A 25,184-nucleotide genomic window follows, 5' to 3' on the forward strand; every position below is an offset into this window, starting at 1 on the left:
CGCTATTGTTTTTGCAGTAAGCGGGCAGCGTCCAGCGCGAAATACGTCAGCACGCCATCGGCGCCAGCGCGTTTGAACGCGAGCAAGCTTTCGAGCACGACAGCGTCGTGGTCGAGCCAGCCGTTTTGCGCCGCTGCCTTCAGCATCGCGTATTCGCCACTCACCTGGTAGGCGAAGGTCGGCACGCGGAACTCTTCCTTCACGCGGCGCACGATGTCCAGATACGGCATGCCGGGCTTGACCATCACCATGTCGGCGCCTTCGGCGATGTCGATGGCCACTTCGCGCAGCGCTTCGTCACTGTTGCCGGGGTCCATCTGATAGACCTTCTTGTTGCTCTTGCCCAGGTTTGCCGCGGAGCCGACGGCGTCGCGGAACGGCCCGTAGAAGGCGCTTGCGTACTTGGCGCTGTAGGCCATGATTCGCGTGTGAATGTCGCCTCGCGCTTCCAGTGCGGAGCGGATGGCACCGATGCGACCGTCCATCATGTCGCTAGGTGCAACGATATCGACACCGGCTTGCGATTGCGCGAGCGCCTGCTTGACCAGCACTTCGACGGTGGGGTCGTTGAGGATGTAGCCGGTATCGTCGAGCAAACCATCCTGGCCGTGGCTGGTGTAGGGGTCGAGCGCCACATCGGTCATTACACCCAGCTCCGGAAAGCGTGCTTTCAGCGCCGACACCACGCGCGGAATAAGTCCGTCTGGATTGAAAGCTTCGTCGCCGGTGGGCGTCTTGAGCTTGGCGTCGATGACCGGGAACAGCGCCATCACCGGAATGCCTAGGGCGACGCACTGCTCGGCCACCGGGAGCAACAGATCGAGGCTCAGGCGTTCGACGCCCGGCATCGAAGCCACGGCATCCCGACGCTGCGTTCCTTCCTGCACAAAGACGGGATAGATCAGATCGTGGGATGTGAGCGCATGCTCCCGAACTAGATTCCTCGAGAAGGCGTCGCGGCGCAACCTGCGTGGCCGACCGGCCGGAAATGCGGCAAATGAAGAAGCGTGAGAATTCATGCGGGAAATTTTGCCCGATCTCAAAGATCGCAGCGATTGTCGTTTGGGCGACTATTCAGCCCGTAAAATCGCAGATTTGAAGGCTTTCGTATTGGCTTTCCCGCACAAAACGTCAAAAAATAGTTAACTCAAAGCTTGATAGGTTGTTTGCGCTTTGTTAAATTCCGTCCCGGGCGGCTTGCCGCTCCCCGCTTTTCCTCCCTGAGCGGGTGCCTCGATGTGTGACAGCAAAAAGGCTTCCCAGCCCGGCGTTTTGACGCCGGGCTTTTTTTTGCCTGCTGTGCCGGGCAAAACCTCGGTCAGTCAGTTGCCGGCCGGCGCCACTAAACTGCGGCGATGCTCTGGGTCAAATCGCTGCACATCGTGTTCATCGCCAGCTGGTTCGCCGGCTTGTTCTATCTCCCGCGGATCTTCGTGAACCTCGCGATGGTGCCGCCGGAATCGGTCGCAGAACGCGCCCGGTTGTTGCTGATGGCCCGCAAATTATTGCGTTTCACGACGCTTCTCGCTGTTCCGGCGCTCGCCTTCGGACTGTGGCTTTGGCTGGGCTACGGCATCGGTCTCGGACCAGGCAACGGATGGATGCATGCCAAGCTGGTGCTGGTGCTCGCCACCGTCGGTTATCACCACGCTTGCGGTGTACTGCTGCGTCGCATCGATGCGGGCACAGCGCGGCATACCCACAAGTGGTATCGCTGGTTCAACGAAGCACCGGTTTTGCTGCTGACGGCCATCGTGATCCTCGTCGTCGTCAAACCCTTTTGAACGTGGCGGCTTCGCACAAGACCGCCGCGCTACCGCTTTCCCTGGCCTACGCGGCGCTGATCGTCTACGCCAGTCTTTATCCGTTCGCAGATTGGCGAGACCAGGGCATCGCGCCGTGGGCGTACCTGACGGCGCCGTGGCCGAAGTACTGGACCGGTTTCGATTTGGGCATCAACGTGATTGGCTACGCGCCGCTTGGCTTCCTGATGGCGGTGGCCGTGCTGCGTGCGCGTTCTGACACCCGCGGTTTCAACGCCGTGCTTCGCGCCACGCTGGCGGGTGGTGCGATCTCTTTCGCCATGGAAACATTGCAGAGCTACCTGCCTGCGCGCATCCCTTCGAACGTCGACTTCGGACTCAACACCGTAGGCGCGCTCGTGGGCGCAACCTTGGCCGCAGGGCTGGAGCGCTTCGGCGCGGTGGCGCACTGGAGCCGGGCCCGCTCCGCCTGGTTTGTCGAAGACTCGCGTGGCGCACTGGTGCTGCTTGCGTTGTGGCCGGCCGCGCTGCTGTTTCCGGCAGCTGTGACGTTTGGGTTGGGCCAGGTGTTCGAGCGCATGGAGACGGGCATTGCCGATTGGCTGCAAGACACGCCGTTCATCGACTGGATGCCGGTTCGCCAGTTCGAACTCGAACCGCTGGTGCCCGGCGTCGAGCTGCTGTGCGTCATGCTCGGCGCATTGGTGCCGTGCCTGTTGGCCTTCGTGGTGACGCGCTCGGTGGTGCGACGCGCCATGTTGCTGCCATTGACTCTCGGCATGGGGATGGCGACCACCGCGCTGTCGGCGGCGCTGAGCTATGGCCCTGAGCACGCGTGGGCCTGGTTGAGTTTGCCGGTGCAAATCGGCATTGCCGCGGCGGTTTTCGCCGGTGCCCTTCTGCTCGCGGCGCCGCGTCGCTTTCTGGCCGCGCTGCTCCTGATTGCGCTGGTGCTGCACTTGAGCTTGCTGAACCAGGCGCCGGAGAGCGCGTACTTCGCGCAGACGCTGGCAACGTGGGAGCAGGGGCGCTTCATCCGCTTTCACGGACTGTCGCAGTGGCTCGGTTGGCTCTGGCCTTTCGTGACGCTGGGTTACGTGCTGCTGGTGCTGTCTCGACGGCCGCGGCAATCCTAGAATCTGCGGATGTCCAGTTTTTCATCTACGCCACCCGCTGTTGGCGGCTACTACGAGCGCCACATCTTCTTCTGCCTCAACGAACGCAAGAACGGAGAGGACTCGTGCGCCATGCACGATGCCCAACAAGGCTTTGATCGCTGCAAGTCGAAGGTCAAGGAGGCCGGGTTGTCCGGTGTTGGCAAAGTGCGCGTGAACAAGTCGGGCTGCCTCGACCGTTGTGCCGGCGGCCCGGTGGCGGTCGTGTATCCCGAGGCGGTCTGGTACACATTTGTCGACAACGAAGACATCGACGAAATCGTCGATTCGCATCTCAAGAATGGCCGGGTCGTCGATCGCCTGTTGCTCCCGCCTGACGTGGGCCGTTGAGCCGTGAACTCGCAAACCGAAAAGCTCAGCTTGCACGGCGGCGCGGGCGCGATTGAGGCGGAGCGCGACGCTGCCGCGGCGGGCACACAGGCGCGCGGTGTAGTGGTCATTGCGCATCCGCATCCGCTCTTCGGCGGCACTATGGACAACAAGGTCGTGCAGACACTGGCCCGCGCGTTCATCGCGTCGGGCTGGACGGCAGTCCGATTCAATTTTCGCGGCGTCGGTGCCAGCGAAGGCGTGCATGACGAAGGACGTGGCGAGGCAGACGATATGCGTGCCGTGATCGAGCAAGTCGCGCCGCATGGGGCGTTGGCCATCGCGGGCTTTTCGTTCGGCGCCTTCGTGGCGATGAACGCGCTGAGTGCGCTGTGGGAGGTGCGCGATATTCAGCGCGTGGCACTGGTTGGTGCGAGCGTTGCACGGGTGCCACCGGGACCGTTGCCGGAGGCGGCGCACGAACGCACGCTGGTCGTGCACGGAGAACAGGACGACACCGTTCCGTTGGCAGCCATGCTGGACTGGGCGCGCCCGCAGTCACTTCCTGTCACGGTAGTTCCCGGGGGCGGTCATTTCTTTCACGGACAATTGCCGTTGCTCAAGCAGCTCGTCGCCCGCCACCTTCGCGTGGATTAGTTTCTCGTCTTTCTCCAACCCCCCAATGAATCGTTTCTTCATCGCGTTTCGCGCGCTGATGCTGGCGGCTGCCGCATCGTTCAGCCTGGTCGCGACCGCGCAGGTTCCGGCGCCGCCGGAAGTCGCCGCGCGCAGTTATTTGCTGCTCGATGTCACGGCAAATCAGTTGCTAGCCCAAAAAGACATCGACATGCCGGTCGAGCCCGCTTCGCTTACCAAGTTGATGTCGGCGTATCTGGTGTTCGACGCGCTGCGCGCAAAGAAGATCACGCTCGCGCAGACCATGCCGGTGTCGCTCCGTGCCTCGAAAATGCCGGGTTCTCGGATGTTTATCGATCCGAAAATGCAGGTGCCGGTCGACGACCTGATCAAGGGAATGATTGTTCAGTCGGCCAATGACGCGACCAACGTGCTCGCTGAAGGTATCGGGGGCACGCTGGAGCATTTCGTGGAATTGATGAACGAGCAGGCCAAGGCGCTCGGCATGAGGAACACGACATACAAGAACCCCGAAGGCTCGCCGGCACCGGGTCACATCACGACGGCGCGCGACTTGAGCATTCTGGCCACGCGATTGATCCACGACTTCCCCGAAGAAGGCAAGTACTACGCCATCAAGAAGTACCGCTACCCTGGCACGCCATCGACCAACGACACCAATCGCAACGTGCTGTTGTTTCGCGATCCGACGATCGACGGCCTGAACACCGGGCATACCGATGCCGCAGGTTTTTGCATGATCGCCACCGCCAAGCGCGACTTTCCGAACCTGCCGGGCGGACGCAGGCTGCTGTCGGTCATCCTCGGTGCGTCCAGCGAAACCGCGCGTGCCAACGAATCGCAAAAGCTGCTGAACTGGGGCTACACCGCCTATGACGACGTGCGGCTTTTCGATGCGGATCAGCCGGTTGCCACGCCCGCCATCTGGAAGGGCAAGGTCAACACTCTCAAGCTTGGCCGGCCTGAAGCCATCGTGGTGGCTGTGCCATCCGGTTCGGCCAGTAAAATCAAGACACAACTCGCCCGGCCTGACCCGCTGGTGGCGCCGATCACCAAGTTCCAGGCGGTCGGATCGTTGAAGGTGACGCTCGGCGACCAGTCGGTGGCCGACATTTCACTGGTTGCACTGGAGCCGGTCGAGCAAGCCGGCATCCTCGGCCGCGCCTGGGACGCTGTACGGCTCTGGATCAAGTAAGCGAGAGAGTTGGTTGGCGGCGGCTGGGCTGCTATACTCGTGGGCTTTTCGGAAATTCCCGAGGTGCCTTCGACGGCGCTCGGCGCTATTTCGAAGGGTTTCACGTTTTTGCATCTCAGGTCCCTCGCGTCACGACGAGGAATTCGCCGGGGATGCCGTTTTGGGACTAATTCATTCATGCCAACCATCAATCAACTGGTGCGTCAGGGTCGAACGGTCGAAAAGATCAATTCGAAAAGCCCTGCTATGCAGAACTCGCCGCAACGTCGCGGTGTCTGCACCCGGGTCTACACCACGACCCCCAAAAAGCCGAACTCGGCATTGCGTAAGGTTGCCAAAGTGCGCCTGACGAATGGTTTCGAGGTCATCTCTTACATCGGCGGCGAAGGCCACAACCTGCAGGAACACAGTGTCGTGCTGGTTCGCGGCGGTCGTGTCAAAGACTTGCCGGGCGTGCGTTATCACATCGTGCGCGGTTCGCTCGACTTGCAAGGCGTGAAAGACCGCAAGCAGTCGCGTTCCAAGTACGGCGCTAAGCGCCCCAAGAAGGCTTAAGCCTTCTGCGATAAAAAACGGTGTTCGACGTGCCTTGGCGGGCGCATCGAACGAAGTGGCCCGATTCTGGGTCGAGTAAGTGAGAGTTATTGTTGGCTCTCGCGGCGCTGGAAACGGTGCCAACTGAAGCAAAGAGGTTAGTAACATGCCACGTCGTCGCGAAGTCCCCAAACGTGAAATCCTGCCGGACCCAAAGTTCGGCAATGTCGAGCTGTCCAAATTCATGAACGTGATCATGGAAGGCGGCAAAAAAGCGATCGCCGAGCGCATCATTTATGGTGCACTCGAGCAAATTGAAAAGAAGAACCCGGGCAAAGATCCGGTCGAAGCTTTCACCATGGCCATCAACAACGTGAAGCCGATGGTTGAAGTGAAGTCGCGGCGCGTGGGCGGTGCGAACTACCAGGTGCCGGTCGAAGTTCGCCCGGTCCGTCGTCTGGCGCTGTCGATGCGCTGGATCAAGGAAGCCGCACGCAAGCGCGGCGAAAAGTCGATGGCCCTCCGTTTGGCCAACGAACTCATGGAAGCCACGGAAGGCCGTGGCGGCGCGATGAAGAAGCGCGACGAAGTGCACCGCATGGCCGAAGCCAACAAGGCTTTCAGCCACTTCCGCTTCTAAACGGTCCCCTCAAATCAGACTGGCTGGAAGCCCGACCCACCGCTTGGTGGGCGGGCTTTCATCCGTTAACGGAGTAATTTTTCATGGCACGCAAGACCCCCATCGAGCGCTACCGCAATATCGGTATCTCTGCGCACATCGACGCTGGCAAAACCACCACGACCGAGCGCATCCTGTTCTACACGGGCGTCAACCACAAGATCGGCGAAGTGCACGACGGCGCTGCGACGATGGACTGGATGGAGCAGGAGCAAGAGCGCGGCATCACGATCACCTCGGCTGCCACCACCTGCTTCTGGAAGGGCATGGCGGGTACTTTCGAAGAACACCGCATCAACATCATCGACACCCCCGGTCACGTCGACTTCACGATCGAAGTCGAGCGCTCGATGCGCGTGCTTGACGGTGCTGTCATGGTGTACGACGCGGTCGGCGGCGTGCAACCCCAGTCGGAAACTGTCTGGCGTCAAGCCAACAAGTACAAAGTTCCGCGCCTTGCGTTCGTCAACAAGATGGACCGCACCGGTGCCGACTTTCTCCGCGTGCGCCAGATGATGGTCGACCGACTGAAGGCCAACCCGGTCGTGATCCAGATCCCCATCGGTGCCGAAGAGCGCTTCCAGGGCATCGTCGACCTCGTCAAAATGAAGGCCATCATCTGGGATGACGACAAGGGCGTGACGTTCACGTACAGCGAGATTCCTGAAAACCTCGCTGAAGTCTGTAAGGAATACCGCGAAAAGCTCGTCGAAGCGGCTGCCGAGTCGAGCGAAGAGCTGATGAACAAGTACCTCGAAGGCGAGGAATTGACCGAAGTCGAAATCAAGGCCGGCATTCGCCAGCGCACGATCGCGGGCGAGATCCAGCCGATGCTGTGCGGCTCCGCGTTCAAGAACAAGGGCGTCCAAGCAATGCTCGACGCCGTCGTCGAATACATGCCTGCACCGACCGACATTCCCCCGGTCAAGGGCATGGACGAAGACGAAGTGCCGACAACGCGCAAAGCCGACGACAGCGAAAAGTTCTCGGCGCTCGCATTCAAGCTCATGACGGATCCATTCGTGGGCCAGCTGACCTTCGTGCGCGTTTATTCGGGCGTGCTGACCAAGGGTGACAGCGTTTACAACCCGATTCGGGGCAAGAAGGAGCGCATTGGCCGGATCGTGCAGATGCACGCCAACAACCGCGTGGAAGTGAGCGAAATTCGCGCCGGCGACATTGCGGCGTGCATCGGCCTCAAGGAAGTGACCACGGGCGAAACCCTGTGCGATCCGAATGCGATCCTGACGCTCGAGCGCATGATCTTTCCGGAATCCGTGATCTCGCAGGCCGTCGAGCCGAAGACCAAGGTGGACCAGGAAAAGATGGGTATCGCCCTGCAGCGCCTGGCTCAGGAAGACCCTTCGTTCCGTGTAAAGACGGACGAAGAATCGGGTCAGACGATCATTGCCGGCATGGGCGAGTTGCACCTGGAAATCATCGTTGACCGCATGCGTCGCGAATTCGGCGTGGAAGCTAACGTCGGCAAGCCGCAAGTTGCTTACCGCGAGACGATCCGCAAGACTGTCGAAGACGCCGAAGGGAAGTTCGTGCGCCAGTCCGGCGGCAAGGGTCAATACGGGCATGTCGTGCTCAAGATCGAGCCGCAAGAAGCGGGCAAGGGCTTCGAATTCGTCGATGCGATCAAGGGCGGTGTCGTGCCGCGCGAATACATTCCCGCAGTGGAAAAAGGTGTTGTCGAAGCGCTGACCCAAGGCGTGCTGGCCGGCTATCCGGTCGTCGACGTCAAGGTCACGCTGCACTTCGGCTCCTACCATGATGTGGACTCGAACGAAATGGCATTCAAGATGGCCGCGATCTTCGGTTTCAAGGAAGGCGCCCGCAAGGCCCAGCCGGTCATTCTCGAGCCGATGATGGCCGTGGAAGTCGAAACGCCTGAAGACTACGCCGGCAACGTGATGGGTGATCTGTCATCGCGTCGCGGTATGGTTCAAGGCATGGAAGACATGATGGGTGGCGGGAAGACGATCAAGGCCGAAGTGCCTTTGTCGGAAATGTTCGGCTACTCGACGACGCTGCGTTCGATGTCGCAAGGCCGCGCCACATACACGATGGAGTTCAAGCACTACGCTGAAGCTCCACGCAATGTGGCCGAAGCAATCGTCGCTGCCCGCGCCAAGTGATCTCCAGGTAATTCATCGATTTGTCTGCGACTGTGTGCCTCTCGTTGCCCGTGGCGAGAGATTCAGCAACATGGTGCAGACGTTAAACCTCACACGGGCCTGCTCTTTCAAGGATTGAAAAATGGCAAAAGGAAAATTCGCCCGTACCAAGCCCCACGTGAACGTGGGCACCATCGGTCACGTCGACCACGGCAAGACCACGTTGACGGCGGCCCTGGCCACCGTGCTGTCCGCTAAATTTGGCGGCGAAGCCAAGGCGTACGACCAGATCGACGCGGCGCCTGAAGAAAAGGCCCGCGGCATCACCATCAACACCGCCCACGTCGAATACGAAACGGCCAACCGCCACTACGCCCACGTCGACTGCCCCGGCCACGCTGACTATGTGAAGAACATGATCACCGGTGCCGCGCAAATGGACGGTGCGATCCTGGTCTGCTCCGCTGCTGACGGCCCCATGCCCCAGACCCGCGAGCACATCCTCCTGGCCCGCCAGGTCGGTGTCGGCTACATCATCGTCTTCCTGAACAAGTGCGACATGGTCGACGACGCCGAGCTGCTCGAACTCGTCGAAATGGAAGTACGCGAACTCCTGGACAAATACGATTTCCCAGGCGACGCCACCCCCATCATTCACGGCTCCGCCAAGCTCGCCCTCGAAGGCGACAAGGGTCCCCTGGGTGAAGAAGCCATCATGAAGCTGGCCGACGCCCTGGACACCTACATCCCCCAGCCGGAACGCGCCATCGACGGTGCCTTCCTGATGCCGGTGGAAGACGTGTTCTCCATCTCTGGCCGCGGCACCGTCGTCACCGGCGCTGTCGAGCGCGGTGTCATCAAGGTCGGCGAAGAAATCGAGATCGTCGGCATCTCGCCAACCCAGAAGACCACCTGCACCGGCGTGGAAATGTTCAGGAAACTGCTCGACCAAGGCCAGGCTGGCGACAACGTCGGCGTGCTCCTGCGCGGCACCAAGCGCGAAGACGTCCAGCGCGGCCAGGTGCTCTGCAAGCCCGGCTCCATCAAGCCGCACACCCACTTCACCGCCGAAGTCTATGTCCTGTCCAAGGACGAAGGCGGCCGTCACACGCCGTTCTTCAACAACTACCGCCCGCAGTTCTACTTCCGCACGACGGACGTGACCGGTGCGATCGAGTTGCCAGAAGGCAAGGAAATGGTCATGCCTGGCGACAACGTGAGCATCACCGTGAAGTTGATCAACCCGATCGCCATGGAAGAAGGCCTGCGCTTCGCCATCCGCGAAGGTGGCAAGACCGTCGGCTCTGGCGTCGTGGCCAAGGTCCTCGCTTAATTCATACGGCTAAGGACACACATCATGGCAACCAAGCAAAAGATCCGCATTCGCCTGAAGGCGTTCGATTACAAACTCATCGACCAGTCGGCCGCTGAAATTGTCGATACCGCGAAGCGTACAGGCGCCATCGTCAAGGGCCCTGTGCCTTTGCCGACGCGCATGAAGCGTTTCGACATCCTGCGCTCGCCGCACGTCAACAAGACGTCGCGCGACCAGTTTGAGATTCGCACGCATCAGCGTCTGATGGACATCGTCGACCCGACCGACAAGACGGTTGACGCGCTCATGAAGCTCGACCTGCCGGCTGGCGTCGACGTCGAAATCAAGTTGCAATAAAATCACGGCAACGCTGAAATAAAAACCCGCCGGCAGCGATGTCGGCGGGTTTTTTGCATTCTCGATATCAGCCGTGGCATGCTTCGCACGGCGCCGATCCGGCGTGCGATGCCGTTCTCGTTAAGGTCATGAACAACGTCAAACGTCTATTGCTCTCGGGGTGGTTTGCCGCTGCACTATTGGTTGACGCGTGCGGCGGAGGAGGCGGGGGCGGAGGAGGCGGATTTGCCTTTCTTCCCGTTGCATCTACGCCGGAATCCCCTGCAGCTCCGCCCGCCCCTGCGCCTGTCACAGCGGCCGTGCTGGTCAACGGCCTTGTCACTTTCGACTCCGTGCCCAACACCGCCGGATCGCTGGCTTACGCCGCCACGATTCAAAAGCCCGTTCGAGGCGCGACGGTCCAATTGGTGAGCACAACACAAGCCGTATTGGCTACGACCACGACAGACGCTTCGGGCAACTACGCCGCTTCCGTCCCGCAAGGCTCGACGTTCTTCGTGCGCGTGCGCGCGGCCTTGCTGAACACCGGGGCGTCGTCTTGGGATGTCACGGTGCGAGACAACACCCAAGGCGAGGGCGTGTACGCGCTGGAGTCGGGCTTGGTGGTTGCCGCGGGCGCGGCCATGCAAAAAGATGTCAACGCACCATCGGGCTGGAGCGGCACCTCGTACGGAACGTTGCGCGCGGCGGCTCCCTTTGCGATTTTGGACACGATTTATATGACGCAGCAAAAGGTGCTGTCGGTCGCGCCATCGACAGCTTTTCCGCCTCTGAAGGTTCTTTGGAGCGTCAACAACCTGCCTGCCTCTGGCAACCCTGCGCTGGGGCAAATCGGCACCACGTTCTTTACAGCGTCTACTACCGGTGCGGCTATCTATGTGCTCGGCAAGGCGGACGTCGACACAGACGAGTACGACGCGTCGGTGATTGCACATGAATGGGGTCATTACTATCAGTCGGTTTTCAGCAGAGATGATTCACCGGGCGGCGAGCATGGGTCGAATGACTTGCTCGACCGGCGAGTCGCCTTCTCTGAAGGCTGGGGCAATGCATGGTCAGGCATTGCGTTGAATCGCGCGAACTACACCGACTCTGCCGGCCCAGGACAGAGCATCGGTCTGAATGCTAATTTGGCAGTCGGCGCTGTCGTGGCGAAGGGATGGTTCAACGAAGACTCGATCCAGTACGTGCTTTGGACGCTCAATCAGGTTGCGGGTTTCAAGCCCATTCATGCGGCGATGGCCGGGCCGCTCAAAGCAAGCGCAGCGTTGACCTCCGTCCATTCATTCAACGCAGCACTCAAGACGGTTTCAAATTCGGCAAGTACCAGCCTTGCTCCTCTGCTGACGTCCGAATCCATCGATTCGAACTCCGACGCCTGGGGCTCGATTGAAAGTAACCGCGGCGGTTCTGCCGTCGCCCTCCCGATGTATCGCACGCTGACGGCCGGTGCGGCATTGCCGAACGTCTGTGTGTCGAACGCGTTGGGTTCGGCGGTCGGCGACAACAAACTCGGTAACTACGCATATGTGCGTCTCAGCGTGCTGGTGGCTAAGGCGTACCAGATCTCCGTGACAGGTGGCGGACCCGCAACCGATCCCGACTTTCGTGTCTATAACGCGAGCGGCGTCGTTGCGAAGGCCGAAGCCGTCGCACCAGGTTCCGAAAGTGCAAGCGTTGCGCTCACACCCGGCGAGTACGTACTGGCAGTCACTGACTATCAAAACAAGGCGTCGTCGACATGCTTCACGGTTTCGGCCAATTGAGGATCGCGTCATGACAAACCTTTTCAGATTTGATCACCTTGCTGCGCGAGCCTTTGGCGCTTGCGCGGCGGCTCTAACCTCAATGTCGTGCGCTGCAGCGCTCACGGGGTTGATCGCCATTCCAGGGCAGCCGATTTCCTCGGCTGGGTATGTCACAGCCGTACAGAAGTCGAATAGTTCCAAGGTGGTTGTTCGGTACAAGGTCGCTCCGCTCGCAAGCGCAGGACTTCCGGCTACGGTAAGCCTGACTTTCAGTGCAGTGACCGACGCAGCCGCGAACGTACGCTTTACTTCCGATGCAGGGTTAAAAATGCTCGCGTCGCAAGCATTGGTGCCTTTGCCGATGGGGTCCAGTGAACTCGACATCCAGGTCGTGCCCGAGGCAGACGGATTGCTCTACCTGAACGTCTTCACAACCCAAAACGGCGCTACCAGCGCAATATCGATCCCCATCGCAGCAGGCAGCGGAAAGCCAAAGCTCGACGCCATGGGTGAAGCCAAGCCGTCGTCGGCTGGCGAAAAAATCATCTCGATGCCCGTGCGCTGAGTCGCCGGTTGCTTGACGTCGCGCGACATTGCGCTAACAGCATCAGCAGGCTATAATCGCAGGCTCTGCCGCATTTGTGCGTGCCGCCTCCGGCATGCATCGTCGCTGCAGAGATTTATCAACCTTCTTTCGTGGGTCGAGTCTGGGTTTCCAGATTAGGCCAAACGCTGTCGCCAATTGAAGTGGCAGAGGCGAAAGAGGATTTCCATTTTTGGAGAAAACAAAATGAGTCTAAGTAACTCCCTCGGGTTGCTGGGCCGCAAGGTGGGGATGATGCGTCTCTTCACTGATGACGGGGATGCAGTTCCCGTCACGGTGGTGGATGTGTCCAACAACCGTGTGACCCAGATCAAGTCCGAAGAGACCGACGGATACGTCGCGCTTCAGGTGACTTTCGGGTCCCGCAAGGCATCACGCGTGACGAAGCCCCTGGCTGGGCACTTGGCCAAGGCCGGTGTCGAAGCGGGTGAAATCATCCAGGAATTCCGTGTAACTGCCGATACGGCCGGTCAGCACAAAGCGGGCGGCGTCATTGCCGCCAGCAGCGTGTTCGCTGTGGGTCAAAAGGTGGATGTGCAGGGCACGTCCATCGGCAAGGGCTTCGCTGGCACCATCAAGCGTCACAACATGAAGTCGCAACGTGCGTCGCACGGCAACAGCCGCTCGCACAACGTTCCGGGCTCCATCGGCATGGCGCAAGATCCGGGTCGTGTTTTTCCAGGCAAGCGCATGACGGGCCACCTCGGCGACGTCACCTGCACGACGCAAAATCTCGATGTCTATCGCATCGACGAAGCGCGCCAGCTGCTTCTTATCAGGGGTGCGATCCCGGGTTCGAAGGGTGGCTTCGTCACCGTTCGTCACGCCATCAAGACCAAGCCGCAAGCTGAAGGAGCGAAGTAATGCAACTCGAACTCCTGAACGAACAAGGCCAGGCCTCCTCGAAATTCGACGCGCCTGAGACCGTTTTTGGTCGTGACTACAACGAAGACCTGGTTCACCAGATCGTCGTCGCATTCCAGGCCAATGCTCGCCAAGGCACGCGCGCCCAGAAGGACCGCGAGCAAGTCAAGCATTCGACCAAGAAGCCATTCAAGCAAAAGGGAACGGGCCGCGCCCGCGCCGGTATGACTTCCTCGCCGTTGTGGCGCGGCGGCGGCCGGATCTTCCCGAACATGCCCGATGAAAACTTCTCGCAAAAGATCAATAAGAAGATGTATCGCGCCGGCATGGCGTCCATCTTCTCGCAGCTTGCGCGTGAAGGTCGTCTGGCTGTGATCGATTCGATCACTGTCGATTCGCCAAAGACCCAGCCGCTGGCTGCGCGCTTCAAGGCAATGAACCTCCAGTCGGTGCTGGTGATCGCTGAAGAAGTCGACGAAAACCTGTACCTCGCATCGCGCAACCTGGTCAACGTGCTCGTCGTTGAGCCACGTTACGCCGATCCGGTGTCGTTGGTGCACTACAAGAAGGTGCTCGTCACCAAGGGCGCCGTCGAAAAGCTCAAGGAGATGTTCGCATGAGCCGCATGAATCCTACGCCGGCCTTCCGAGGCCAGTTCGCCGAAGGCCGTCTTATGGCTGTGCTGGTCGCACCGATCGTGTCTGAAAAGGCAACGATGGTCGGCGAGAAGTCGAACGCAGTCACTTTCAAGGTGCTGCAGGACGCCACCAAGCCCGAAATCAAGGCCGCTGTTGAACTCATGTTCAAGGTCGAAGTCCAGGGTGTCTCGGTGCTCAACACCAAGGGCAAGGCCAAGCGCTTCGGTAAGTCGATGGGTCGTCGCGACAACATTCGCAAGGCTTACGTGACACTGAAGGCTGGGCAAGAGCTCAACCTCGTCGGGGAAGGCGCTTAATCATGGCCGTCATCAAGATGAAACCCACTTCGCCGGGCCAACGCGGCGCGGTGAAGATTTCAAGGGATCACCTGTTCAAGGGTGCTCCTCACGCTGCGCTGCTGGAGCCGCAATTCCAGAAGGCCGGCCGGAACAACAACGGTCACATCACCACCCGTCACAAGGGTGGTGGCCACAAGCATCACTACCGTGTGGTGGACTTCGTGCGCAACAAGGACGGCATCCCGGCCAAGGTCGAACGCATCGAGTACGACCCGAACCGCACCGCCCACATCGCGCTGGTGTGCTACGCCGATGGCGAGCGCCGTTACATCATCGCCCCGCGCGGTCTCGAAGCCGGCGCAACCTTGCTGAGCGGTGCCGAAGCACCGATCCGCGCTGGCAACACGCTGCCGATTCGGAACATTCCGGTCGGATCGACGATCCACTGCATCGAATTGCAGCCAGGCAAGGGTGCGCAAATCGCGCGTTCGGCTGGTACGTCGGCAACGCTGCTGGCACGTGAAGGTGTCTACGCCCAGGTGCGCATGCGCTCCGGCGAAGTCCGCCGCGTGCACGTCGAATGCCGCGCAACCATCGGTGAAGTCGCCAACGAAGAACACAGCCTGCGCCGTCTCGGCAAGGCCGGTGCGAAGCGTCACATGGGTATCCGTCCGACCGTTCGCGGTGTGGTCATGAACCCGGTCGACCATCCGCACGGTGGTGGCGAAGGTAAGACAGGCGAAGGCCGTCATCCAGTCGACCCATGGGGCAATCTGACCAAGGGCTATCGCACCCGTAACAACAAGCGCACGCAAGTCTTCATCGTGTCGCGTCGCAAGAAGTAAGGGTTAGCAAATGACTCGCTCACTCAAAAAAGGTCCGTTCGTCGACCATCACCTGGTGGCCAAGGCCGACAAGGCGGTGACGACCAAGGACAAAAAGCCGATCAAGACCTGGTCGCGTCGCTCTATGGTTCTGCCCGAGTTCATCGGTCTGACCATTGCCGTGCACAACGGCAAGCAGCACGTACCCGTGTACATCACTGACCAGATGGTCGGTCACAAGCTTGGAGAATTTGCGCTTACCCGCACGTTCAAGGGGCACCCCGCGGACAAAAAAGTCCAGAAGAAATAAGGAACGACCATGTCTGAAACACGTGCAGTCCTCCGCGGCGTCCGCCTCTCGGTCGACAAGGGCCGTCTGGTTGCTGACCTGATCCGCGGCAAGAAGGTTGATCAAGCGCTCAACGTTCTGCAGTTCACGCAGAAAAAGGCCGCTGTGATCATCAAGAAAGTGCTCGAGTCGGCGATTGCCAACGCCGAGCACAACGACGGTGCCGACATCGATGAGTTGCGAATCACGACCATCTACGTTGAACAGGGCGCCACGCTCAAGCGCTTCACGGCGCGGGCCAAGGGTCGCGGTAACCGCATCAGCAAGCCCACGTGCCATGTGTACGTGACGGTTGGCAATTAAGAAGGCCTGGAAGAACTATGGGACAGAAGATTCACCCCACCGGTTTCCGCCTTGCGGTCACCCGGAACTGGTCCAGCCGCTGGTACGCCAGCAACAAAGATTTCGCCGGCATGCTGGCTGAAGACATCAAGGTGCGCGAGTACCTGAAAAAGAAGCTCAAGAACGCATCCGTTTCGCGCGTGATGATCGAGCGTCCCGCCAAAAATGCACGCATCACCATCTACTCGGCTCGTCCGGGCGTAGTGATCGGCAAGAAGGGCGAAGACATCGAGAACTTGAAGCGCGAACTGAGTCGCCAACTTGGCGTCCCGGTCGCAGTGAACATCGAAGAAGTGCGCAAGCCCGAAATCGATGCCAAGCTGATCGCCGACAGCATCACTCAACAGCTCGAGAAGCGGATCATGTTCCGCCGCGCGATGAAGCGTGCGATGCAGAACGCGATGCGTCTCGGTGCCCAGGGCATCAAGATCATGTCGTCTGGTCGCCTCAACGGCATCGAAATCGCACGTTGCGAGTGGTACCGCGAAGGTCGCGTGCCGCTTCATACCTTGCGCGCCGACATCGACTACGGCACCTCGGAAGCCAAGACCACGTACGGCGTCATCGGCGTAAAGGTCTGGGTCTATAAGGGCGACACGCTGGGTCGTAACGACCTGCCAGCCGTTGAGACTCCACGCCCGGACGACGAACGTCGTCCGCGTGGTCCGCGTCGCGATGGCCGCCCGGGTGGTGACCGTCCGGGTGCCGATCGTCGTGGTCCCAGCTCCGGCCCGCGCGCCGGTGCCCGCGGCCCGATCGGTGGAAACACCGCACCGGCCGACGGAAGCGACAAGCCCGCGGAAGCGACCGGTGGTGCTCCCGCAGCACCGGGTGCAGACTCGAAACCCGCCGTTAAGCGCGTCCGCAAAGCCGCGCCAGCTGCAGCAGCTGACGGTGCCAAGACCGAGTAATCGGTCTTTCCTGGACGCGAAGGCGTCTGGGGCAGTCCTCACGGAGTAAGAAAACATGCTGCAACCTGCACGCAGAAAGTTCCGCAAGGAACAAAAGGGCCGCAACACCGGCATCGCGACACGCGGCAACGCTGTCTCGTTCGGTGATTTCGGTCTGAAGTCGATCGACCGCGGCCGCCTGACGGCCCGCCAGATCGAAGCCGCCCGTCGCGCTATTTCACGTCATGTGAAGCGCGGCGGCCGTATCTGGATTCGTGTGTTCCCTGACAAGCCGATCTCCCACAAGCCCGCAGAAGTGCGGATGGGTAACGGTAAGGGCAACCCCGAGTACTACGTCGCTGAAATTCAGCCCGGCAAGGTGATCTACGAGATCGTCGGTGTTCCCGAAGAACTCGCACGTGAAGCGTTCCGCCTGGCTGCCGCCAAGCTGCCGCTGCGCACGACCTTCGTCGCTCGCCAACTCGGCGCCTGAGGAGAACACTGATGGCAACACGTAAAAAGAAAGACGCCGCGGCCAAGCCGGTCAAGGTGTCGAAGGCCGCTACGCTGCGCGACAAGGATGTCGCGGGCCTGAAGACCGAAGTCAAGGATTTGCAAAAGGCCCATTTCGGTCTGCGCATGCAAAAAGCCACACAGCAGCTGACGAACTTGTCGACGCTGCGCGTAACACGTCGCGATATTGCGCGTGCCAAAACCATCCTTGCGCAAAAGCAGCAAGAAACATCAGCCGCGAAGTAAGGAGTGAACATGACGGAAGTTAAAAAATCCCTCAAGCGCACCTTGATCGGCAAGGTGGTCAGCGACAAGCGTGAGAAGACAGTGACGGTGCTGGTCGAGCGCCGCGTGAAGCACGAGCTCTACGGCAAGATTGTTGCCAAGACCAGCAAGTACCACGCACACGACGAAACCGGCCAGTACAAGTTGGGCGATACCATCGAAATCACCGAAAGCCGGCCGATTTCGAAGACCAAGAACTGGGTCGTGACCCGGTTGGTCGAGAAGGCTGCGGCAATCTGACTCCGACTTCGATGGCACGCGCTACGGCGCAATCAGAAACGGCCCACAATGTGGGCCGTTTTCATTTTCTGGAGTAGCTTGCATGATCAAAGTCGGTGACACCCTTCCCGCGACCACCCTGATGGAATTCTCCGAAGTGGAGGGCGAGGGCTGCAGCATTGGACCGAATCCGGTCGAGGTTGCCAAGGCCACCGCTGGCAAGACGATTGCGCTGTTCGCGCTGCCGGGTGCGTTCACCCCAACCTGCTCGGCGAAGCACGTGCCGGGCTACGTCGCACATGCCGCCGACTTCAAGGCCGCCGGTGTCGATGAGATCTGGTGCGTGAGCGTCAACGACGCATTCGTGATGGGTGCTTGGGCGCGTGACCAGAGCACCGGAACGAAGGTGCGCATGCTGGCAGACGGAAGTGGCGACTTTGCCAAGGCCACAGGACTGACGCTCGACCTCACAGGCCGGGGCATGGGCGTGCGCAGCAATCGCTATTCGGCGCTCATCAAAGACGGGAAAGTCGCAACGCTCAACGTCGAAGCACCCGGCAAGTTCGAGGTGAGTGATGCCGGCACGCTGTTGGCGCAAGCCCGCGGCTGACCCAGAATCACGTCGAGCGGCCACTTTCGCTGCCATGGCAGCCGGCTCGACATCCGATCCAAACCCGAAATTCGATCAATAAAGATCGGCTTTGAGGTAGTGCGCTCCTGCAATCGGATTGTGATAGTAGGGCGGCACCTCGACAAATCCGAGCTCTTCGTAGAGCGCGCGCGCTGACTCCATGTCGTCTAGCGTGTCGAGCAGCACGCATCCGTAGCCGGCACTGCGTGCGGCGTCGAGCATCGCTTCGGCCAACTGTCGGCCTAGCCCCAGTCCGCGAAAGCCTGGTCGCACGAACAATCGTTTCATCTCCGCCGCGTTGGCGTAATCGGTCGAATCAAGCGGCCGCAGCGCGCAGCACCCCGCCACATGCGCGCGCATGCCATTTGCGCGCTGCAGAGTCGGCGTTTGCGGCCTCGGGTGTGATGGGTTGACGTCGACCAGAGCCAGCAACAACGCACCCCGGGGCTCCGCGTAATCCCCCGGAAGCGCGACCAGCTCTTCATCAAAATTCTGGAAGCGAAGATCGATACCGAGTGCCGCTGCATATTCGCGAAACAGGGACCGTGCAGCATCGAATTCCAGCGCCCCGTCGGGCGTGACCAGCACGACCGCTGGCGTGTCGGTCAGCGGCAACGGGCGAGATACCGAAAAGCTCATGCGCTGAGCCGGAGAGGCGCGGTCATCGGGCGAAAAAATATGCCTATTGGCAAGACTGACAGATTGGCGAGTCACGCGTCAGCAAGCAACTTCTCGATCAGCTTATGCAGCGCTGCGAAGTCAGGCTCGCCGACGTAGCGCTTGACGACCTCACCACGTTTGTTCACGACGAAAGTCGTCGGCGTGAGCGCGATGTCGCCCCATGCTCTGGCGACAGCGCCGGTGTTGTCGATGGCCACCTTGAACGGCAACTTACGCGTCTCGGCATAGTTCACGACGTAGGCCGGCGGGTCGTAGCTCATGGCCACCGCCACGGTGTCATATCCCTGCGCCTTGTATTTCTCGTAGGTCGCGATCACCTTCGGCATTTCGGCGACGCAGGTTACGCAGCTCGTCGCCCAAAAATTGACCAGAGTGACCTTGCCTTTGAAATCAGCCGTGCTTTGCTTGCTGCCGTCGAGCAGAACAAACGTAGATGCAGGCGCTGCTTCGGTCCCCGTGTTCAGGTAAGCACCCGCGCCGACGGCCAAGGCAACAGCCACCGCGGCGGCGTAGACGACTTTTTTCATGGGTAACCCGAGGAAGAAGGACAGTAGGATTTTAGTTCCGAGACGCGAAAACCTGCTCGCGATGCCCGCGCAGCCGGGTCGCCAGAAGCTCCCGCGGCACATCGACGGCGGCCGTCTGCTCGATTTGGCACGATAAGCTCGGTTCAATGACTATGTATGTTGTTGGTTCGGCTCGGCGATGGTTCCCCGGCCTGCTGTTTTTGTTGCTCCTGCCCGGCTGCAGCCCTGTTTTCAACTGGCGCGACGTGACCGTGACCGACAACCTCCTCGCGCTACTCCCGTGCAAGCCCGACCGTGCGACGCGAAACCTCGAAGTGCCGGGCATCGAACGCATTTCGATCAGCATGACCGGCTGCCCGGCGGGCGATGCAACTTTTGCGATTGCGCAAGCCGAAGCCGGCAGCGCCGCGCAGGCGGCAATGTGGCTCGCCGCATGGAAGGCCTCGACGCGCGCACAGTGGCCGGATGCGCAGCTCACGGAAACAGTCGCCATGGTCGCTGGCGCCGAGGAGGCATCGGCATCCCGCTTCACCATCACACGGGCGGCGGAAGAAGCCGCCCGAAAGGCCTCAGTGCAATCCGGGAGTGCCGAAATCGTCTGGTTCACAAATGCGGTCGATGCGACTCATGTGACGGTCTATCAAGCCATGGTTCTCGGTAAGCCGTCGGCCGCCGATGCGACTGCCACGTTCTTCGAGGGCGTGCGCCTCTCGGCACGTCGCAGCCCCGCATAATCGTCGACCTGCATCGCCTCCATCCATGAACAGTATTTTCATCATTGCCCACTCCCCGCTCGCACAGGCGCTGCGGCAGTGCGCGCTGCATGTGTTTCCCGATTGCGAGAACGTCATCGTTGCACTCGACGTGTTGCCCAACGTATCGCCGGAAGAAACACTTGCCGCTGGGCGCATCACTCTGGCCCAGATGTTGAATCCGCCGCGCTCGCAGGTGCTCGTGCTGGCAGATGTGTTCGGCGCGACGCCGTGCAACGTGGCGCAAAAGCTTGTCGACGGCGTGCGATCGCGGCTCGTGGCCGGCGTCAATTTGCCGATGCTGTTGCGCGCCGTCACCTACCGGCACGAAACGCTCGATGCGCTGGTTCAGCGTGCAATCACAGGCGGCACCGCCGGCGTGATGCAAGTCGCAGTGTCGGCCCCCCAAAACCAGGCGAGAAGAAAACCAAGTGATCAAGACATCCGTGACCATCAGCAATAAGCTGGGCTTGCACGCACGCGCGTCGGCCAAGCTCACCAAGCTCGCCGGCAGCTATCCGTGCGAGGTCTGGCTCGCGCGTGGCGACCGCCGCGTCAATGCCAAAAGCATCATGGGCGTGATGATGCTGGCGGCCGGAATCGGCGTGTCGATCAATCTCGAAACCGATGGCGAGCGCGAGCAGGAAGCGATGGACGCGCTGGTGGCGCTGATGAACGACAAGTTCGGCGAAGGCGAGTGAGACCCTTGCCATGACCTTCGCGGTTCACGGTCTGCCGGTTGCCCGTGGCATTGCCATCGGGCGCGCGGTGCTGGTGGTGTCGAGCCGCATCGACGTGGCCCACTACTTCATCAAGCCGGCGGAGATCGAGTCCGAGATCGAGCGGGTGCGTACGGCGCGCAACGCGGTGTCCGAAGAGCTCACCAAGCTGCAAGCCAGCGTCGCGCTGATGGGCCCTAACGACGCGCCGCACGAACTGGTGGCGTTGCTCGAAGTGCACCAGATGCTGTTGCAAGACGAGGCCCTCACCAACGGCGTCAAGCACTGGATCACCGAGCGGCTCTACAACGCCGAATGGGCACTGACCACGCAGCTCGAAGTCATCGCGCGCCAGTTCGACGAGATGGAAGACGAGTACCTGCGAGAGCGCAAGGCCGACCTTGAGCAGGTGGTCGAACGCATGCTGCATCGCATGAAGGGAACCGCCGCGGTGCTCGCACCGACGCCGCCGCGCCGCAAGCGTCCCGCCGGGGCTGAAGACGACGATCTCACTGTCAACGACACCATCGACGTGCCGCTGGTGCTCATCGCGCACGATCTGTCGCCGGCCGACATGCTGCAGTTCAAGAAGAGCGTGTTCGCGGGTTTCGTCACCGATGTCGGCGGCCGCACTTCGCACACAGCGATCGTGGCGCGCAGCATGGACATTCCGGCGGTCGTCGGCGCGCGTACCGCCAGCCAACTGGTGCGGCAGGACGACTGGGTCATCATCGATGGCGATGCGGGTGTGGTCATCGTCGACCCGTCGCCGATCATCCTGGCTGAGTATGGTTTCAAGCAGCGCCAGGGCGACCTGGAACGCGGCCGACTGGCACGGCTGCGGCACAAGCCGGCGGTCACGCTCGACGGCCAGCGTGTCGATCTGCTCGCCAACATCGAGATGCCCGAAGACACGGCCGGTGCGGTCAAGGCCGGCGCCGTCGGCGTCGGGCTGTTTCGCAGCGAATTCCTCTTCATGGGCCGCGAGTCGCAGCGCCAGACCCGGTTGCCCGACGAAGAAGAGCAGTACCAGGCGTACAAGCGCGCGGTCGAGGGCATGCAGGGAATGCCGGTGACGATCCGCACCATCGACATCGGTGCCGACAAGCCTCTAGACAGCAAGGCCAGCAAGCAGGAGCACCTGAACCCGGCGCTCGGTTTGCGCGCGATCCGCTGGAGCCTGGCCGACCCCGCCATGTTCCTGACCCAGCTGCGCGCCATTCTGCGGGCGGCAGCGCATGGCGCAATCCACCTGCTGATTCCAATGCTGGCGCACGCGAGCGAGATTCGCCAGACCTTGTCGTTGATCGATTTCGCGCGGGCCGAACTCGACAACAAGGGCATGGTGTACGGCGCGGTGAAGCTCGGCGCGATGATCGAAATCCCCGCTGCGGCGCTCACGTTGAAGCTGTTCCTGAAGCACTTCGATTTTCTGTCGATCGGCACCAACGACCTGATCCAGTACACGCTGGCCATCGACCGCGCTGACGAGGCCGTCGCCCACTTGTACGACCCCGCGCACCCGGCCGTGCTCAAGCTCGTCGCCGACACCATCGCGGAATGCCGTCGGCAAGGCAAGGGCGTCAGCGTCTGCGGCGAAATGGCAGGCGACGTGACTTTCACCCGGTTGCTGCTGGGCCTGGGCCTGCGCAGTTTTTCGATGCACCCGTCGCAGATCCTCGCGGTCAAGCAAGAGGTGTTGCGCGCCGACGCCGGCAAGCTCGAGCCGTGGGCGCAGCGCGTGCTGGAGGCCGACGACCCGGCCCTGGCGATGACGTTGCCGATCTAGAACCTGTCGGATTTCTTCGGGGGCAGCAACGGAAGCTGCATCGCGTCGTCCACGCTCCACGGCGCATAGGCTGCCGCAGGCAAATCGGCCGACCTCACTTGTCCCAGCAAGTCCCGCACCGTGTCCTTGACCCGCGCCAGCACGAGCTGCGAACCGCGCTGCCGCGTCCATTGCGCGAAGTCGCACAGCGCCTCGATGCTGGTCGCATCGAGATCGGGCGACTCTTCCAGGCTGAGCACAATGCGCCGCAACGTCGTGGTTGCTTCCACGCGCGTGCGAAGAGTGGCGAACACGCCGTCGGCGTTGCCGAAAAACAGCGGCACATCGGGTCGGGCGATGAGCACGCCGGGCGTTGCCACGGCTTCGGGGTGCCGCGCCGTATCGACATAGTCGTGCCCGCCGTCCAGCCGGCCGAGCCAGCTGACACCGGCGCGCGACATGCCGCGCAAGAGCATCAGCAGACTGAGGCCGATCGCGGCCAGCAGGCCGTCCAGCACGCCGAGCAGCAGCACCGCTGCCACCGCCACCAGGGCAATCAGCCGGTCCCGGCGCCAGACGAAGAGCGGGCGCAGCGCCGCCGGGTTGAGCGAGTGACTGACGGCGTTGATCACGATCGCAGCCAGCAGTGGCTCGGGCGTGTGCGCGATCCATGGCAGCAGGGTCAGGACCGCGATCAGCACCACGGCGCCGGCCACCAGCCCGGCGGCGCGGCTCTGTGCGCCGGCCGATTCGTTGGCCGAGGTGGCCGAGTAGCCCGCGCCTACCGGCATGCCGTGGAACAGCGCGGATGCGATGTTGGCGACGCCGAGCGCAAACAGATCGCGATTCGCCGAGACGTTGTCGCCATGACGCAGCGCGAACGTGCGAATCGACCCGTACGACTCGGCATACAGGATCAACGCCATCGCGAAAGCGAGCTCCCCCAGCCGCAGCCAGTCGGCGCGCGCGAGCTGCGGCATCCCGGGGCTGGAAAAGTCCAGCGTGAACGTCCCGACCGGTGCCACGTTCCAGGCCTTGCAATAGCCGCCGACATCGAGCGCAATGCCGATGGCGATCACCAGCAGTGCCGCGGGTACCGCACGCCAGCGCCCCAGCCCGCGCAGCAGGGCCAGCGCCACCAGTGCCATGGCGCCACCCGCCCAGTTCCAGTGCGACCAGCCCGCCAGGAGCTCCCAGCCGAAGCGCAGAAAGTCGGTGTGCATCGGATGCACACCGAGCACCTTTGGCATCTGCTTGACCACGATGGTGATCGCGAGCCCCAGGGCAAAGCCACGCAGCACCGGCTTGGCGATCAGGCTCGACACCGCGCCCAGCCGCGCCAGCCCCGCGATGATGAAGAACACGCCTGTCAGCAGCACGATGCCGGCACCCAGCGCCACGCGCAAGGCCGCATCCGTGCCGGCGAGCGATCCGGTCGCGGCCAGCAGCACCGCGGCCGACGAGGAGGTTGCCGAAACAATTGCAAAGCGGCTGTTGCCGAGGAGGCCGTACACCAGCAGGCCGGCGAACAGCGCGAGTACGCCGCTCTGGGGTGGAAGGCCCGCGATGCTGGAATAGGCCACGGCCTCGGGCAGCAGCAGACCTGCGATCGAAAGCCCTGCCACCAGGTCGGCGACAGCCGGCAGGCCGCGCCGGGCGATCACTCCGCCGACACCGGGGCAGTGCCACCCAGACCGCTGCTGACCGCCGACAAGCTCGCGCTGACGCCGGTCCAGCCCGGCAGGTAGCGCGCGCCCGGGCCCCGCGCCAGCGCGACCGCCTGCTGCAGTGCCTCGACCGGCAGCGCCTGGGTACGGGACTTTTCCAGCGTCCGGCGGGGGATCAACGGGCGGAAGAAGTCGGCCCATAGAAATTCGGCAAACGGCGCCGCATCCTTGGCATAGCCGCCGGCGGACCGAACGAAGCCCGCAAGGCTGCGATAGGGGTCGTCATGCAGCTTCGAGATTTGGGACGGAATGGCCTCGTAGTCCTGTCGCTTGCCTTTTGCGTCGTACGGATGCGCCCAGCGATGGAATTCCATCAAACGCCAAAAGGCCTCGCCACGGATGGCCGACAGGTCGTCCAGTTGCATGACCCACACGGTGCCGACATCTTCCTGGTGCAGCGCCATGCCCAGATGGTGGTGGTCGACGATGTAGTAGCGCCCTTCGGGACCCTTCACCGCTGGGAACCAGTGCGCGGCGAGCGTGTGCTTGCGCGCCTTCCGCTTGAGGCCGGCCCACTGCTCCCGCTTGACTGCCACTTCCGCAGCGCCGACGGTGATCTGTGTGGGGTGCAGGTCGGCAAGCGCGACGGCGATGAGGTGTTGTTGGTGTGTGGACATGTTGATGGTCATGGTGCCGCAGCTTTGCTGAGCAGCGCCTGAGGCATCGGTCGACATAAAACGAAACACGCCGATACCGC

32 protein-coding genes are annotated in these 25,184 nt (G+C 61.6%); 27 read left to right on the forward strand and 5 right to left on the reverse strand.

Going from position 1 to position 25,184, the window contains the following annotated elements; genetic code table 11:
* Window positions 1-2 precede the first annotated feature (2 nt).
* Entirely contained in the window at window positions 3-1,019 is a 1,017-nt protein-coding gene (gene hemB / locus H7F36_RS06805) for a porphobilinogen synthase (protein ID WP_187053969.1), read from the reverse strand.
* Window positions 1,020-1,355: 336 nt separating this feature from the next.
* Here hemB and H7F36_RS06810 point away from each other — a divergent pair, with 336 nt between their 5' ends.
* The 23 genes from H7F36_RS06810 to H7F36_RS06920 all read left to right on the forward strand — a co-directional run bounded on the left by H7F36_RS06810 (window position 1,356) and on the right by H7F36_RS06920 (window position 18,292).
* Complete coding sequence (locus tag H7F36_RS06810) at window positions 1,356-1,784, forward strand: CopD family protein (RefSeq protein WP_187053970.1); 429 nt, start codon at window positions 1,356-1,358, stop codon at window positions 1,782-1,784.
* A 2-nt stretch (window positions 1,785-1,786) separates the two neighbouring features.
* Window positions 1,787-2,899, forward strand: a complete 1,113-nt coding sequence (locus H7F36_RS06815) for a VanZ family protein (protein WP_187053971.1) — start codon at window positions 1,787-1,789, stop codon at window positions 2,897-2,899.
* Between the two features lie 9 nt (window positions 2,900-2,908).
* On the forward strand, window positions 2,909-3,268 hold the full coding sequence (locus tag H7F36_RS06820) for a (2Fe-2S) ferredoxin domain-containing protein (RefSeq protein ID WP_187053972.1): 360 nt from the start codon (window positions 2,909-2,911) through the stop codon (window positions 3,266-3,268).
* Between the two features lie 3 nt (window positions 3,269-3,271).
* Window positions 3,272-3,904, forward strand: a complete 633-nt coding sequence (locus H7F36_RS06825) for an alpha/beta hydrolase (protein WP_187053973.1) — start codon at window positions 3,272-3,274, stop codon at window positions 3,902-3,904.
* A 25-nt stretch (window positions 3,905-3,929) separates the two neighbouring features.
* Window positions 3,930-5,099 (forward strand): D-alanyl-D-alanine carboxypeptidase family protein, encoded by a 1,170-nt coding sequence (locus H7F36_RS06830; protein ID WP_187053974.1) that lies wholly within the window; start codon window positions 3,930-3,932, stop codon window positions 5,097-5,099.
* Between the two features lie 177 nt (window positions 5,100-5,276).
* Entirely contained in the window at window positions 5,277-5,654 is a 378-nt protein-coding gene (gene rpsL / locus H7F36_RS06835) for a 30S ribosomal protein S12 (protein ID WP_013543948.1), read from the forward strand.
* 145 nt (window positions 5,655-5,799) lie between these two features.
* Window positions 5,800-6,273 (forward strand): 30S ribosomal protein S7, encoded by a 474-nt coding sequence (gene rpsG / locus H7F36_RS06840; RefSeq protein WP_068630557.1) that lies wholly within the window; start codon window positions 5,800-5,802, stop codon window positions 6,271-6,273.
* Between the two features lie 83 nt (window positions 6,274-6,356).
* Window positions 6,357-8,456, forward strand: coding sequence for an elongation factor G (fusA, locus tag H7F36_RS06845; protein WP_187053975.1), 2,100 nt, complete (start codon window positions 6,357-6,359; stop codon window positions 8,454-8,456).
* Window positions 8,457-8,577: 121 nt separating this feature from the next.
* Complete coding sequence (tuf, locus tag H7F36_RS06850) at window positions 8,578-9,768, forward strand: elongation factor Tu (RefSeq protein ID WP_187053275.1); 1,191 nt, start codon at window positions 8,578-8,580, stop codon at window positions 9,766-9,768.
* Window positions 9,769-9,792: 24 nt separating this feature from the next.
* Complete coding sequence (gene rpsJ, locus H7F36_RS06855) at window positions 9,793-10,107, forward strand: 30S ribosomal protein S10 (RefSeq protein ID WP_028250951.1); 315 nt, start codon at window positions 9,793-9,795, stop codon at window positions 10,105-10,107.
* A 128-nt stretch (window positions 10,108-10,235) separates the two neighbouring features.
* Window positions 10,236-11,873, forward strand: coding sequence for a hypothetical protein (locus tag H7F36_RS06860; RefSeq protein ID WP_187053976.1), 1,638 nt, complete (start codon window positions 10,236-10,238; stop codon window positions 11,871-11,873).
* 10 nt (window positions 11,874-11,883) lie between these two features.
* Window positions 11,884-12,420, forward strand: coding sequence for a hypothetical protein (locus H7F36_RS06865; RefSeq protein ID WP_187053977.1), 537 nt, complete (start codon window positions 11,884-11,886; stop codon window positions 12,418-12,420).
* 225 nt (window positions 12,421-12,645) lie between these two features.
* Window positions 12,646-13,323 carry a 50S ribosomal protein L3 gene (gene rplC / locus H7F36_RS06870; protein ID WP_187054835.1) on the forward strand — a complete coding sequence of 226 codons (678 nt, stop codon included), beginning with the start codon at window positions 12,646-12,648 and terminating at the stop codon, window positions 13,321-13,323.
* A complete protein-coding gene (gene rplD, locus H7F36_RS06875; RefSeq protein WP_187053978.1) occupies window positions 13,323-13,943 on the forward strand; it encodes a 50S ribosomal protein L4 in 621 nt (206 codons plus the stop codon). Before rplC ends, rplD begins: the two co-directional genes overlap by 1 nt.
* On the forward strand, window positions 13,940-14,278 hold the full coding sequence (rplW, locus tag H7F36_RS06880; protein WP_187053979.1) for a 50S ribosomal protein L23: 339 nt from the start codon (window positions 13,940-13,942) through the stop codon (window positions 14,276-14,278). Before rplD ends, rplW begins: the two co-directional genes overlap by 4 nt.
* Window positions 14,279-14,280: 2 nt before the next feature.
* A complete protein-coding gene (gene rplB, locus H7F36_RS06885) occupies window positions 14,281-15,105 on the forward strand; it encodes a 50S ribosomal protein L2 (protein WP_187053980.1) in 825 nt (274 codons plus the stop codon).
* Between the two features lie 10 nt (window positions 15,106-15,115).
* Entirely contained in the window at window positions 15,116-15,394 is a 279-nt protein-coding gene (gene rpsS / locus H7F36_RS06890; protein WP_007838132.1) for a 30S ribosomal protein S19, read from the forward strand.
* Between the two features lie 9 nt (window positions 15,395-15,403).
* Window positions 15,404-15,736, forward strand: a complete 333-nt coding sequence (gene rplV / locus H7F36_RS06895; protein WP_187053981.1) for a 50S ribosomal protein L22 — start codon at window positions 15,404-15,406, stop codon at window positions 15,734-15,736.
* A 17-nt stretch (window positions 15,737-15,753) separates the two neighbouring features.
* A complete protein-coding gene (gene rpsC / locus H7F36_RS06900) occupies window positions 15,754-16,686 on the forward strand; it encodes a 30S ribosomal protein S3 (RefSeq protein WP_187053982.1) in 933 nt (310 codons plus the stop codon).
* Between the two features lie 55 nt (window positions 16,687-16,741).
* The gene (rplP, locus tag H7F36_RS06905) at window positions 16,742-17,158 is read left to right on the forward strand and encodes a 50S ribosomal protein L16 (RefSeq protein ID WP_028250943.1); all 417 of its coding nucleotides are present in this window, start codon (window positions 16,742-16,744) and stop codon (window positions 17,156-17,158) included.
* 56 nt (window positions 17,159-17,214) lie between these two features.
* Entirely contained in the window at window positions 17,215-17,424 is a 210-nt protein-coding gene (gene rpmC, locus H7F36_RS06910; RefSeq protein ID WP_187054836.1) for a 50S ribosomal protein L29, read from the forward strand.
* Between the two features lie 9 nt (window positions 17,425-17,433).
* A complete protein-coding gene (gene rpsQ, locus H7F36_RS06915) occupies window positions 17,434-17,703 on the forward strand; it encodes a 30S ribosomal protein S17 (RefSeq protein ID WP_187053983.1) in 270 nt (89 codons plus the stop codon).
* An 82-nt stretch (window positions 17,704-17,785) separates the two neighbouring features.
* Window positions 17,786-18,292, forward strand: coding sequence for a peroxiredoxin (locus H7F36_RS06920; protein WP_187053984.1), 507 nt, complete (start codon window positions 17,786-17,788; stop codon window positions 18,290-18,292).
* A gap of 75 nt (window positions 18,293-18,367) precedes the next feature.
* On the opposite strand, the gene H7F36_RS06925 is transcribed toward H7F36_RS06920, so the two are convergent.
* Together H7F36_RS06925 and H7F36_RS06930 are read right to left on the reverse strand one after the other, a co-directional pair.
* Entirely contained in the window at window positions 18,368-18,952 is a 585-nt protein-coding gene (locus H7F36_RS06925; protein WP_187053985.1) for a GNAT family N-acetyltransferase, read from the reverse strand.
* 71 nt (window positions 18,953-19,023) lie between these two features.
* Entirely contained in the window at window positions 19,024-19,521 is a 498-nt protein-coding gene (locus H7F36_RS06930) for a TlpA disulfide reductase family protein (RefSeq protein ID WP_187053986.1), read from the reverse strand.
* A 146-nt stretch (window positions 19,522-19,667) separates the two neighbouring features.
* Between H7F36_RS06930 and H7F36_RS06935 the strand changes: the two genes are divergently transcribed.
* From H7F36_RS06935 to ptsP, 4 genes are read left to right on the forward strand one after another with little or no spacing between them, the layout of a single operon-like run.
* The gene (locus tag H7F36_RS06935) at window positions 19,668-20,255 is read left to right on the forward strand and encodes a hypothetical protein (RefSeq protein ID WP_187053987.1); all 588 of its coding nucleotides are present in this window, start codon (window positions 19,668-19,670) and stop codon (window positions 20,253-20,255) included.
* Window positions 20,256-20,280: 25 nt separating this feature from the next.
* Window positions 20,281-20,736, forward strand: coding sequence for a PTS sugar transporter subunit IIA (locus H7F36_RS06940; RefSeq protein ID WP_187053988.1), 456 nt, complete (start codon window positions 20,281-20,283; stop codon window positions 20,734-20,736).
* The gene (locus H7F36_RS06945; RefSeq protein ID WP_187053989.1) at window positions 20,705-20,974 is read left to right on the forward strand and encodes an HPr family phosphocarrier protein; all 270 of its coding nucleotides are present in this window, start codon (window positions 20,705-20,707) and stop codon (window positions 20,972-20,974) included. The genes H7F36_RS06940 and H7F36_RS06945 overlap by 32 nt, the downstream gene beginning before the upstream one ends.
* A gap of 10 nt (window positions 20,975-20,984) precedes the next feature.
* Entirely contained in the window at window positions 20,985-22,781 is a 1,797-nt protein-coding gene (gene ptsP, locus H7F36_RS06950; protein ID WP_187053990.1) for a phosphoenolpyruvate--protein phosphotransferase, read from the forward strand.
* Here the strand turns inward: ptsP and H7F36_RS06955 are convergent.
* Together H7F36_RS06955 and H7F36_RS06960 are read right to left on the reverse strand one after the other, a co-directional pair.
* Window positions 22,778-24,421 carry a SulP family inorganic anion transporter gene (locus tag H7F36_RS06955; RefSeq protein WP_187054837.1) on the reverse strand — a complete coding sequence of 548 codons (1,644 nt, stop codon included), beginning with the start codon at window positions 24,419-24,421 and terminating at the stop codon, window positions 22,778-22,780. The two genes, ptsP and H7F36_RS06955, sit on opposite strands and share 4 nt — an antisense overlap.
* Window positions 24,421-25,116: a ParB-like protein gene (locus H7F36_RS06960; RefSeq protein WP_261802516.1), complete on the reverse strand. Its 696-nt coding sequence runs from the start codon at window positions 25,114-25,116 to the stop codon at window positions 24,421-24,423. The genes H7F36_RS06955 and H7F36_RS06960 overlap by 1 nt, the downstream gene beginning before the upstream one ends.
* Window positions 25,117-25,184: the final 68 nt, after the last annotated feature.

Origin of the sequence: Variovorax sp. PAMC28562 (assembly GCF_014303735.1) — a bacterium.
Classification (GTDB): domain Bacteria; phylum Pseudomonadota; class Gammaproteobacteria; order Burkholderiales; family Burkholderiaceae_C; genus Variovorax.

What these genes read in the sequence shown, in the direction of transcription:
- H7F36_RS06830 (WP_187053974.1), top strand. Translation starts at nt 3,930, where the DNA reads ATGAATCGTTTCTTCATCGCGTTTCGCGCGCTGATGCTGGCGGCTGCC.
- tuf (WP_187053275.1), top strand. Translation starts at nt 8,578, where the DNA reads ATGGCAAAAGGAAAATTCGCCCGTACCAAGCCCCACGTGAACGTGGGC.
- rpsG (WP_068630557.1), top strand. Translation starts at nt 5,800, where the DNA reads ATGCCACGTCGTCGCGAAGTCCCCAAACGTGAAATCCTGCCGGACCCA.
- H7F36_RS06920 (WP_187053984.1), top strand. Translation starts at nt 17,786, where the DNA reads ATGATCAAAGTCGGTGACACCCTTCCCGCGACCACCCTGATGGAATTC.
- H7F36_RS06865 (WP_187053977.1), top strand. Translation starts at nt 11,884, where the DNA reads ATGACAAACCTTTTCAGATTTGATCACCTTGCTGCGCGAGCCTTTGGC.
- rpsS (WP_007838132.1), top strand. Translation starts at nt 15,116, where the DNA reads ATGACTCGCTCACTCAAAAAAGGTCCGTTCGTCGACCATCACCTGGTG.
- H7F36_RS06960 (WP_261802516.1), bottom strand. Translation starts at nt 25,116, where the DNA reads ATGACCATCAACATGTCCACACACCAACAACACCTCATCGCCGTCGCG.
- rpsL (WP_013543948.1), top strand. Translation starts at nt 5,277, where the DNA reads ATGCCAACCATCAATCAACTGGTGCGTCAGGGTCGAACGGTCGAAAAG.
- H7F36_RS06860 (WP_187053976.1), top strand. Translation starts at nt 10,236, where the DNA reads ATGAACAACGTCAAACGTCTATTGCTCTCGGGGTGGTTTGCCGCTGCA.
- H7F36_RS06820 (WP_187053972.1), top strand. Translation starts at nt 2,909, where the DNA reads ATGTCCAGTTTTTCATCTACGCCACCCGCTGTTGGCGGCTACTACGAG.
- H7F36_RS06940 (WP_187053988.1), top strand. Translation starts at nt 20,281, where the DNA reads ATGAACAGTATTTTCATCATTGCCCACTCCCCGCTCGCACAGGCGCTG.
- rplD (WP_187053978.1), top strand. Translation starts at nt 13,323, where the DNA reads ATGCAACTCGAACTCCTGAACGAACAAGGCCAGGCCTCCTCGAAATTC.
- H7F36_RS06935 (WP_187053987.1), top strand. Translation starts at nt 19,668, where the DNA reads ATGACTATGTATGTTGTTGGTTCGGCTCGGCGATGGTTCCCCGGCCTG.
- fusA (WP_187053975.1), top strand. Translation starts at nt 6,357, where the DNA reads ATGGCACGCAAGACCCCCATCGAGCGCTACCGCAATATCGGTATCTCT.
- H7F36_RS06810 (WP_187053970.1), top strand. Translation starts at nt 1,356, where the DNA reads ATGCTCTGGGTCAAATCGCTGCACATCGTGTTCATCGCCAGCTGGTTC.
- H7F36_RS06930 (WP_187053986.1), bottom strand. Translation starts at nt 19,521, where the DNA reads ATGAAAAAAGTCGTCTACGCCGCCGCGGTGGCTGTTGCCTTGGCCGTC.
- ptsP (WP_187053990.1), top strand. Translation starts at nt 20,985, where the DNA reads ATGACCTTCGCGGTTCACGGTCTGCCGGTTGCCCGTGGCATTGCCATC.
- rpsC (WP_187053982.1), top strand. Translation starts at nt 15,754, where the DNA reads ATGGGACAGAAGATTCACCCCACCGGTTTCCGCCTTGCGGTCACCCGG.
- rpsQ (WP_187053983.1), top strand. Translation starts at nt 17,434, where the DNA reads ATGACGGAAGTTAAAAAATCCCTCAAGCGCACCTTGATCGGCAAGGTG.
- rplW (WP_187053979.1), top strand. Translation starts at nt 13,940, where the DNA reads ATGAGCCGCATGAATCCTACGCCGGCCTTCCGAGGCCAGTTCGCCGAA.
- rplB (WP_187053980.1), top strand. Translation starts at nt 14,281, where the DNA reads ATGGCCGTCATCAAGATGAAACCCACTTCGCCGGGCCAACGCGGCGCG.
- hemB (WP_187053969.1), bottom strand. Translation starts at nt 1,019, where the DNA reads ATGAATTCTCACGCTTCTTCATTTGCCGCATTTCCGGCCGGTCGGCCA.
- rplP (WP_028250943.1), top strand. Translation starts at nt 16,742, where the DNA reads ATGCTGCAACCTGCACGCAGAAAGTTCCGCAAGGAACAAAAGGGCCGC.
- rpsJ (WP_028250951.1), top strand. Translation starts at nt 9,793, where the DNA reads ATGGCAACCAAGCAAAAGATCCGCATTCGCCTGAAGGCGTTCGATTAC.
- rplC (WP_187054835.1), top strand. Translation starts at nt 12,646, where the DNA reads ATGAGTCTAAGTAACTCCCTCGGGTTGCTGGGCCGCAAGGTGGGGATG.
- rplV (WP_187053981.1), top strand. Translation starts at nt 15,404, where the DNA reads ATGTCTGAAACACGTGCAGTCCTCCGCGGCGTCCGCCTCTCGGTCGAC.
- H7F36_RS06925 (WP_187053985.1), bottom strand. Translation starts at nt 18,952, where the DNA reads ATGAGCTTTTCGGTATCTCGCCCGTTGCCGCTGACCGACACGCCAGCG.